Source organism: Ideonella sp. P3_A4, from assembly GCF_056403075.1.
In genome coordinates, this window is record NZ_JBFUGE010000238.1 from 1 (window position 1) to 9,005 (window position 9,005).

Sequence of the window (9,005 nt, forward strand, 5' to 3'; positions counted from 1 at the left end):
TCTTCGTCTCGGGCACGATCGGCGAAGAGATCGCCGTGACCGCGATGAAGGCGGGCGCCAGCGACTACGTGATGAAGCACAACATCGCGCGCCTGGCCCCGGCGCTGGAGCGGGAGCTCGCGCAGGCCCGGATCCGGGCCGCGCACCGGCGGGCGCAGATCGAGCTCGTGCAATCGCGTGACCGTTATGTCGATCTGTACGACTACGCGCCCGTCGGCTACCTCACGTTGTCGGGCGAAGGGTTGATCGTCCAGCTCAACCAGACGGGGGCTGAGATGCTGGGCGAGCCGCGCGAGCGCCTGCAGGGCACGTCGTTCGATCGGTTCGTGACCCTGGGTGACGCGGCCGTCTGGCGGGCCCGCCTGAGCCGGACTGTCCACCACGGCGAGCGACAGCGGATTGAGCTGGTCCTGCGGCGCGATGATGGCTCGCACCTGCACGCCCAGCTTGACTTTGCCTGCCTGGTGGCTGAGCAAGCGGCGCCGATGGCCCGTGTGACGATCTCCGACATCAGCGAGCGCAAGACGGCCGAGGCCGACAGGCGCAAGTTCGAGACGCAGCTGCGCCACATGCAGAAGCTGGAATCCGTCGGCACGCTGGCCGGTGGCATCGCCCATGACTTCAACAACATCCTGGGCGGCATTCTCGGCAACGTGACGCTGGTGCGCCGCATGCTGGGTGGCGGCCACGAAGCCCAATCCAGCCTCGAGGAAATCCAGAAGGCCAGCCTGCGCGCGCGCGACCTGGTCCGCCAGATCCTGACCTTCAGCCGCCGGCAGCCGCAGGAGCTGAGCGTGCAGATGCTGCGCCCGGTGTATGAGGAGACCTACCAGCTGCTGCGGGCCACGCTACCGGCGCGCGTGGAGCTTGAGATCGTGCTGAACGAAGAGCCGCTGTTCGTGAAAGCCGACGCGACCCAGGTGCAGCAGGTGCTGATGAACCTGTGCACCAACGCCTGGCATGCGCTGAGGGACGGCACGGGCCGCATCACGATGGGGCTCGAGGTGGCCCAGCACGACGGTGTCGGGGCCCACCGCCGCGTGGCCGGCTTGCCGCTTGGCCGCTACGCGCACCTGTGGGTCAGCGACACCGGCATCGGCATGGACCCCGAAACCCGCGAGCGCATCTTCGAGCCCTTCTTCACCACGAAGCCGGTGGGCCAGGGGACCGGGCTCGGGCTGTCCGTGGTGCACGGCATCGTCACGGCGCACAACGGCGTCATCACGGTCGACAGCCAGGCGGGGCAGGGCAGTTGCTTTCACCTGTACCTGCCGGCTGCCGATGCACCTGGCGGGGCACCGCTTCAGCAGCCGGCGGCGCCGACGGCATCGGGCCGCGGCGAGCGCGTGCTCTATGTCGATGACGATCCCACGATGGTGCTGATGGTTCAGCGCATGCYCGAACGCGCGGGCTACAACGTCAGCACGTTCGAAGACTCGGCGCTGGCGATCGAGGCCTTGCGCCAGCAGCCCAAGGCCTTCGACATGGTGCTGACCGACTACAACATGCCGGGCTATTCAGGGCTGGACGTGGCCCGGGAAGTGACCCGGCTGCGACCCGGGCTGCCAGTGGCCATCAGCTCCGGCTACATCACCGACGAGTTGCGTGCGCAGGCCAGCGAAGCCGGCGTGTGCTGGTTGCTCGAGAAGCAGAACACCTTCCAGGAACTGGAGGCGCTGGTGGCACGCTTGTTGTCCCAGGCGCATGCGTAGAGCCCCGTGCGGCCGCCCGAAGAGGCTTGTTCCCTCTTGGTCGAGGGGCGGGCTGCAGGCTAAAGGGTGTGCACGTAAACGCCGGTGACTTTTGCATGGCAATTCAGGCTCCGCGCGATGGATGGCAGCGTTGCATACGCAAACGTAAATCTTCGCTGTGATGGACCGATGGCGGGTGGATACTGCAAGTTGCCCCCGCCCTTCAAAGCAGAGGTCCGAGCGATGAAATCCAGTCTCTTCAAATCGGAACCAGTGCCAGCCTGGGACGAGCCGCTGATGCAAGCGGCCACACGTCTAGGCTCTTCAGCGGCGCAAAACGGCATGGCCATTGGCGTCGAAAATCCGCAAGGTCGGATCTACCGCGTCGTGGAAACGAGCGGCATCTGCGAAACGGTCCAGTTATTCGAGTCGGCCCGATTGCTCGGGTTCGGCATCGTCGAGGGCCGGCAGGTCGGCGAGCAGACCGTCCAGCGCGTGCTGCGTCATCACGAGTGATGGCCACCGGCGGCGCGGCCTTCACGCCGCGCCCGCCGAACGTCAGCCCGTCAGGTCCGCGTGATCGACACGCCACCGTCGACCAGCGAAGCGGTGCCGGTGACGAAGCTCGAATCGTCGGAAGCAAAGAACAGCACCGAGCGCGCCAGCTCGTCGGGCTTGCCGACGCGCTTGAGCGCGTGCAGGTTCGTCACGAACGCCTGCGACTCGGCCGTGCTGTTCTTCTGCCGGTACATCGCCGTGTCCACGGCACCCGGCAAGATCGCATTGACGCGCACGCCGCGTGGGCCGAACTCGGCTGCCAAGGTCTGCGTCAACCCGATCAGACCTGACTTGCTCGCCGCATAGGCTGCCACGCCCGGGAACGAAGCGGTGTGGCCGACGAAGGTCGAGGTGAAGATCACCGAGCCACCGCCGTTGGTCAGCATCTGCTCGATCTGGTGCTTGGCGCCGAGGAAGGCGCCGGTCAGGTTGACTGCCAGCGTGTTGTTCCAGCCCGCTTCCGTGACCTCGGTGCTGGGCCCGACTTCGCCCAGCGTGCCAGCGTTGTTGAAGGCGATGTCGAGCCGACCGAATTTCTGTACGGCCAGCGCAACCAGCGCCTTGGCATAGTCTTCCGACTGCACATCACCGGCCAGCGCGACCGCGTCTGCGCCTGATGCGCGGATCTCCGCGGCCAGGTCTTCCAGCTCGCCCTGGCGCCGCGCGCCGATGACGAGCTTGGCCCCTTCGGCCGCGAACAGGCGGGCGGTGGCGCGGCCAATGCCCGCGCTCGCGCCGGTGATCAGCGCGACTTTTCCAGCAAGACGTCCCATGAAATTCTCCAAGGTGTTGATGAGGGATGCGCCATGGTGGCCAGAGGCGGTCGTTCGCACTAGAGTGCAGATCGTGGTTCTTCTTTCCGGAAAATTCGAACAATGGGCTTGAAGCTGGATGGCATCGCGAGCTTTGTCGCGATCGCGGAGTCGGGGTCGATCAGCGAGGCGGCGCGGCGGCTGCAGCTGGCCAAGTCGGTGGTCAGCGAGCGGCTGGCCGAGCTCGAGCGCACGCTCGGCGCCACGTTGCTGCACCGGACGACGCGCCGCCTGAACCTGACGGAAGACGGCGCCGCGTTCCTGGAGCGCGCCACGCGCATCGTGCGCGAGGTCGAAGACGCCAGCGCCGACATGACCGAGCGCCGCGGCACCTTGTCGGGGCCGATGCGCATCTCGGCGCCGGTCACCTTCGGGCGCATGCACCTGGGGCCGGCGCTGTACCCCTTCCTGGCCCAGCATCCGGCGATCGAGCTGACGCTGGAGTTCGACGACCGCCGCGTGGATGCGGCCGCCGATGGCTTCGACGCGGTGGTCCGTCACGGGCCGTTGCTGGACTCGCGGCTGGTGGCCTGGAAGCTCGCACCGAGCCGGCGCGTGCTGGTCGCCTCACCGGCCTACCTGAAACGCCACGGCACACCGACCAACGTGCAGCAGCTGCAGGACCATCGCGGCATCTTCTACACCAACCGAGGTGCAGCCGATTGGCGCTTCGAGGGCTCCGAAGGCGCCGTCGTCGTGCGCGCCAAGGCGGCGCTGAGGTTGAACAACGGCGACGTGATGCACGACGCGGTCGTGGCCGGGTTGGGACTCGGGCTGATGCCCAGCTTCATCGCCGGCGAAAGCCTGCGCCAGGGCGTCTTGCAGGTGGTCGACATCGGCCTGGAAGCGCCGCAGGAATGGCTCTATGTGGCCCACCCCGAGGGCCGCCGCGCCTCGGCCAAGCTGCGCGCCTTGGTCGAGTGGCTGCGCTCGGCATTCGGCGAGCCGCCGTATTGGGAGCAGTGGCGCGAGCAGCAGCCCAAGCCGATCCGTCGAGTCGCGGCCAAGCGAGGCAAGGCCGGCTGAAATTCAATACGCCACCCAAGCCACGCTTGGGCCGCGGTCGGTTGGGTAGGTATTGCGTTTCGGTGCAGAAAGCGTATAAATCATTTATACGATTACCGAGGCAAAGCATGCCCACCAAGAACAACATGGCCAGCACCCACAAGATCACCAGCACGAGCAAGAGCGCCAACACCCCAGTGGCTGCCAAGCGCGCCGTGCGAGCCAAACAGCCGGCAGACGCCGACAGCCGCGTGGTGCTTGCCAAGAAGGCCGCGGCTCCCGCTGCGGGCCGCACAGCCAAGCCGGCGACGTCGGCCGAAGCTGATGACAAGGCCGCCAAGAAGGCCGGCAAGGGCAACTCGAAGCTGGTGCGCGACAGCTTCACGATGCCCGAAGCCGACTTCGCCGTCATCGCGTTGCTCAAGGGCAGGGCGATGGGCGCGCGCCGCGCCGCCAAGAAGAGCGAGTTGTTGCGGGCCGGCCTGCGCGCCTTGGCCAAGCTCGATGCGAAGTCGCTCGTGACCGCGCTCGATCAACTCGAGACGGTCAAGGCGGGGCGGCCCAAGAAGGGCCACTGAGGTGGCAATGAAGTCGAACCCCGCCCACCGAGTGGCCCCAGCGTTGTGGTTGAGTTGAACGGCAGACCATGGTGATCGACACATCGACCTGGTGGCTGTTCCTGTGCACGGTGAGCCTGCTCAACGTGATGGCTTGGGGCGCTTCGGCCGGTTGGCTCTGGCGCAGCCGCACCCGTTGCCATGCCGACACCTGGCCCCTCGTCCGGCTGCAGATGATCCTGTCAGCGGCCTATGTGCTGGGCTGTGGGTACCGATCGGCCTTTCCGGTCTACGACGTGCAGCGCCTGTGCATGGTCGATTCGTGGCTGTCCAGCGTCATGGTGGGGCGTACGGTCGCGACGATCGCCGAGGTCTGTTTCGCGGCCCAGTGGGCGCTGCTGTTGCGCGATCTGGCGCGTGTCACCGGCAACACGACGGCTGCGAACAGTGCTCGCGTGATCGTGCCGCTGATCGCGGTGGCAGAGATGTGCTCCTGGTACGCCGTGCTGACCACCTCCAACCTCGGTCATGTGGTCGAGGAGTCGATCTGGGCGTTCTGCGCGGCGTTGCTGGTCGTCAACCTGGCGCTGCTGCGGCGGTACTGCAAGCCCGGGGTGCAGCGGGTGGTCGCTGTAGTCTGCGTGCTCGGCGCGGCCTACGTGGCCTACATGGTCTGGGTCGATGTGCCGATGTACTGGGCCCGCTGGGTGCAAGACATGGACCACGGCCGGCACTACCTCACCGTGGCGCAGGGCGTGAGCGACACCTCGGGGCGATGGATCGTGTCGCACCGCTGGGAAGACTGGAAGACCGAGGTCGTCTGGATGTCGCTGTATTTCAGCGTCGGCGTCTGGCTGAGCGTGGCGCTGATGCACCTGCCCACTCGAGCATCACTGCGTGGCACCGGTGCGGCCGCGCCAGAACCCCAGCCGGATCAATTGGCTGGCAAAGGAGCCCTCATGATGAAGTCCACCACCGCTTTCAGCCTGGTCCGCGTGGTCCGCGCGGTTCAGTTCTCGGAGCAAGGCATTCGCAGCGCATGGCGCGACGAAGCCGCCTTTCGGCAGGAGCTGATGTGCATGCTGCTGCTGGCACCGCTGACCTTGTGGCTGCAACTGCCCCGGTTCGACACCGTGCTGTTGCTGGCCTTGATGGCCCTGGTCCTGGTCGCCGAACTGCTGAACTCAGGCCTGGAGGCCGTGGTGGACATGACCTCGCCAGAGTTCAACGTGCTGGCCGCCAAGGCCAAGGACTGCGGCAGCGCGGCGGTCTTCGTCGCGCTGCTGGTCCTCGGTGGTGCCTGGGGCACGCTCGCCGGGCCCGCGCTGTGGGCGCGAATGGCCCTCTGACCGGTCAAAGAGCCATCGCGCGGCTCTCATTGGTGGCCGGCGCTGCCGGCTCACCCGTTCTCAGCTGATCCGGACGATGGACAGCGGCGGTTGCAGCGGGCCCGTCGGGCCCAGCTTGTTCAGCACCGCGACATAGATCTTCCATTCGTTGTCGGTCATCATGCCGTTGACCACGAAAGACCTCGGCTCGCCGCCATCGGGCATCAGCGCGATCGCGGCAAAGCCGATCGCCGGGTTGTTGGGCACGCTGTGGAACTGCCCTTGCTCGGCAATGCTCCAGCCGCGGGTGAGTTCGTAGCGGCCGTCGTAGCCGATCTTGCCGGCGTCGAACGTGAAGCGGATCGTGCCGACGTTGAACACGTCTTCGGGCCACAGGAACTGGCCTTCCAGGCCGACCAGGGTCTTGATGTCCGACGGGCCATGCCAGCCGGCGCCGAGCAGCAGCGTGGACTGGCTGAACTGGGTCTTCAGGCCCTCTTGGGCTTCGGCGGACAACTGCGCGTTGCGCAACAGCGTCTCGACCGTTTTCGACTCGGATGTGGTGCTCGCAGCCATGGCATAGCTCCATAAGTGAGTTGACAAGATCGTCGAAGATCTTAGGGTGTGACGGACCGGCACGCAAACTTTTCGAGCCAAGACCGCACCGCTGCCCGGTCGATCGGTCTTGCCTGTCTGAACGGGGCGTCAACGACCATTTTTCGCTGAGTGTCATTCACAGGCCGGACTTATTTCGTCCCGGCTCGCCGACCCGTGGAACATCGGTTGCCCCTGCCAGGAGTGGGGTAAGTCCACCGACTGATGCCACATGCTGCCTGACCACGTGCCGGCCACTCGCATCTTCTTGTTCAAGGGCCCGGAGTCCGCAAGCCGCGCTGCCAGCGCGGTGGGTGCAGTGCTGACCCTTGGCCTGATCTGCGTGGCGTTGGTGGCCACCGCCCATCTTCGAACACAGGCCGAACAAAGCGCGYGCAACCTGGCTGAAGACCATGCTTACGCGCTCGCCGTTCATGCGGGCCAGGCGCTCACCGCCGCAGACAACATGGCCGAAGGCATGGCGCGCAGCATCAACGACAGGAACCTGGGCAACGGTGATCAGCTGGCCCGCGAACTCGGCTCCCAGGCCGAACAGCGCCTGCTGGCGCTGCGCCGGGCGAGCTTCGAAGGGGTCGAGCTGCTGGCGATCGTCGGCTCCAAGGGCGAACTGATCAACAACTCGAACGTCTATCCGCCCCCGAAGGTCAATTTCTCGTTGCGCGAAGCCTTCCAGGTGGCGCGCGATCGGCCGCAGCAGGGCACCCACGTCAGCGCACCGGTGATCAACCTGGTCAACGGGCGCTGGACCTTCCACTTGTCGCGACGCCTGGAGGATTCGCACGGCCAGTTTCTCGGTGTGGTGCTGGTGGGCCTTTCGCCCCAGTACTTTTCCAACTTCTACGCGGTGCTGCGCCCCGATCGATCCAACCCGCTGACCGATGCCACGGCCATGACGCTGCTGCGCGACGACCGCACGGTGATGGCGCGCTCGCCTCACGATGACCAGGCGCTCGGCCGCCCGATCGGTGCGTGGGGTCCTTACGCGGCCGTCGGCGGGCAGGCCACCGCCGAGGCCAGCGGCACCCCGGCCTTCGAGCCGTGGGATGCGAAGCCGCAGGATCCCGATCGCTTCATCCTGGTCACCGACGACGTGGATGGATTCCCTCTGCGCGTGGCCGTGGCCTTGAGCGACAAGTTCTACCTTGCGCAGTGGCGCAAGCAGGCCCAAGGGGTGGGCGTGTTCACGGCCATTGCGGCGTTCTTCATCCTCGGCACCTTCTCGACCTTGGTGAGGGTGCTGCGCCGGCGCGAGCGCTATCTGCAGGATGTCGAGCGCCTGCGGGCCGAGGCCGAGGCGGCCAGCCGGGCCAAGACCAACTTCCTGGCGACAGTCAGCCACGAGGTTCGCACGCCGCTGAACGGCATCCTGGGCACCGCAGATCTGCTGGTGCGAAGCGGCCTGCAGCCGAAGCAGCTCGAACTTGCCAGCACCTTGCTGACCTCGGGCCGAAACCTGCTGTCCATCATCAACGACATCCTGGACCTGTCGAAGATCGAGGCCGACGAGCTGCAGATCCACATCGCACCGTTTTCGCCGCGCGGCGTGCTGCACGACGTGCTGAGCCTGTTCACCCCTTATGCCTCAGGCAAGGGGCTGGGCTTGGCGATGCACGTGGACAACCGCGTGCCGCCGGTGCTGGGTGGTGATGCCCAGCGGGTCAAGCAGGTCGTCGGGAACCTGGTCAGCAACGCGATCAAGTTCACCGACCGCGGCGACGTGAAGGTGAAAGTCGGTTGGCCGGTCGGCGCCGATGGTTTCAACGTGCTGCGCTTCGATGTGTGCGACAGCGGCGTCGGCGTGCCCACTGAAGCCCGCGAGCGAATCTTTCAGCCCTTTGCACAGGCCGACGGCTCGATCTCGCGCCGGTTCGGCGGCACGGGCCTGGGCTTGGCGATCTCGAAGCGGCTCGTCACGATGATGGGCGGCCGGATCGATTTCAGCAGCGCGCCCGGCGAAGGCAGCTGCTTCTGGATCGAGCTGCCGCTGCCGGAAGTGGCCGGCCCGGTGCCGGACGGCCCCGGCCATGAATATTCGGACTGGACTTTTTCCCACAGCGGAGCGATGCCGCTGCCGCCGGCGACCGCCGAAGAACCGGCGCATCCGCAAGCCGTTCACGTGCTGGTCGTCGAGGACAACGCCATCAATGCGATGGTGGTCGAGGCGCAGCTGTCGCGCCTGGGTTGCACGTGCGACGTGGCGGTGGACGGCGAGGAGGCGCTGCAGCGACTCTCGGCGACACGCTACGAGCTGGTGCTGATGGATTGCATGCTGCCGGGCATCTCGGGCTTCGAAGCCACCCGCCGCTGGCGTGCGATCGAGGCAGAGCAGGGCGGCCAGCACGTGCCGATCGTCGCGCTGACCGCCAATGTGCTGGCCAGCAACTTCGACGAGGCGCGCGAGTCGGGCATGGACGACTTCCTCACCAAGCCCTGCACCCT

General features: G+C 66.5%; 8 protein-coding genes. 6 read left to right on the top strand and 2 right to left on the bottom strand.

Translation table 11 applies throughout. From position 1 onward, the window contains the following. Positions 1-1,712, top strand: a 1,712-nt coding sequence (locus tag AC1DYI_RS19515) for a hybrid sensor histidine kinase/response regulator (protein WP_477205791.1), incomplete at its 5' end; no start/stop codon positions are given. A 222-nt stretch (positions 1,713-1,934) separates the two neighbouring features. Further along, positions 1,935-2,207, top strand: coding sequence for a hypothetical protein (locus AC1DYI_RS19520; protein ID WP_477205792.1), 273 nt, complete (start codon positions 1,935-1,937; stop codon positions 2,205-2,207). A gap of 50 nt (positions 2,208-2,257) precedes the next feature. Here the strand turns inward: AC1DYI_RS19520 and AC1DYI_RS19525 are convergent, their stop codons facing one another. Beyond that, on the bottom strand, positions 2,258-3,022 hold the full coding sequence (locus AC1DYI_RS19525) for an SDR family oxidoreductase (RefSeq protein ID WP_477205793.1): 765 nt from the start codon (positions 3,020-3,022) through the stop codon (positions 2,258-2,260). A 102-nt stretch (positions 3,023-3,124) separates the two neighbouring features. Between AC1DYI_RS19525 and AC1DYI_RS19530 the strand changes: the two genes are divergently transcribed. From AC1DYI_RS19530 to AC1DYI_RS19540, 3 genes are all read left to right on the top strand, one after another. Then, the gene (locus AC1DYI_RS19530) at positions 3,125-4,087 is read left to right on the top strand and encodes a LysR family transcriptional regulator (RefSeq protein WP_477205794.1); all 963 of its coding nucleotides are present in this window, start codon (positions 3,125-3,127) and stop codon (positions 4,085-4,087) included. A gap of 107 nt (positions 4,088-4,194) precedes the next feature. Beyond that, entirely contained in the window at positions 4,195-4,644 is a 450-nt protein-coding gene (locus tag AC1DYI_RS19535; RefSeq protein ID WP_477205795.1) for a hypothetical protein, read from the top strand. Between the two features lie 68 nt (positions 4,645-4,712). After that, positions 4,713-5,972, top strand: coding sequence for a diacylglycerol kinase (locus AC1DYI_RS19540; protein ID WP_477205796.1), 1,260 nt, complete (start codon positions 4,713-4,715; stop codon positions 5,970-5,972). A gap of 60 nt (positions 5,973-6,032) precedes the next feature. On the opposite strand, the gene AC1DYI_RS19545 is transcribed toward AC1DYI_RS19540, so the two are convergent. Beyond that, positions 6,033-6,527, bottom strand: coding sequence for a hypothetical protein (locus tag AC1DYI_RS19545; RefSeq protein WP_477205797.1), 495 nt, complete (start codon positions 6,525-6,527; stop codon positions 6,033-6,035). A gap of 250 nt (positions 6,528-6,777) precedes the next feature. Here AC1DYI_RS19545 and AC1DYI_RS19550 point away from each other — a divergent pair. Further along, positions 6,778-9,005: hybrid sensor histidine kinase/response regulator (locus tag AC1DYI_RS19550; protein ID WP_477205798.1), on the top strand; the 2,228-nt coding region annotated here is incomplete at its 3' end.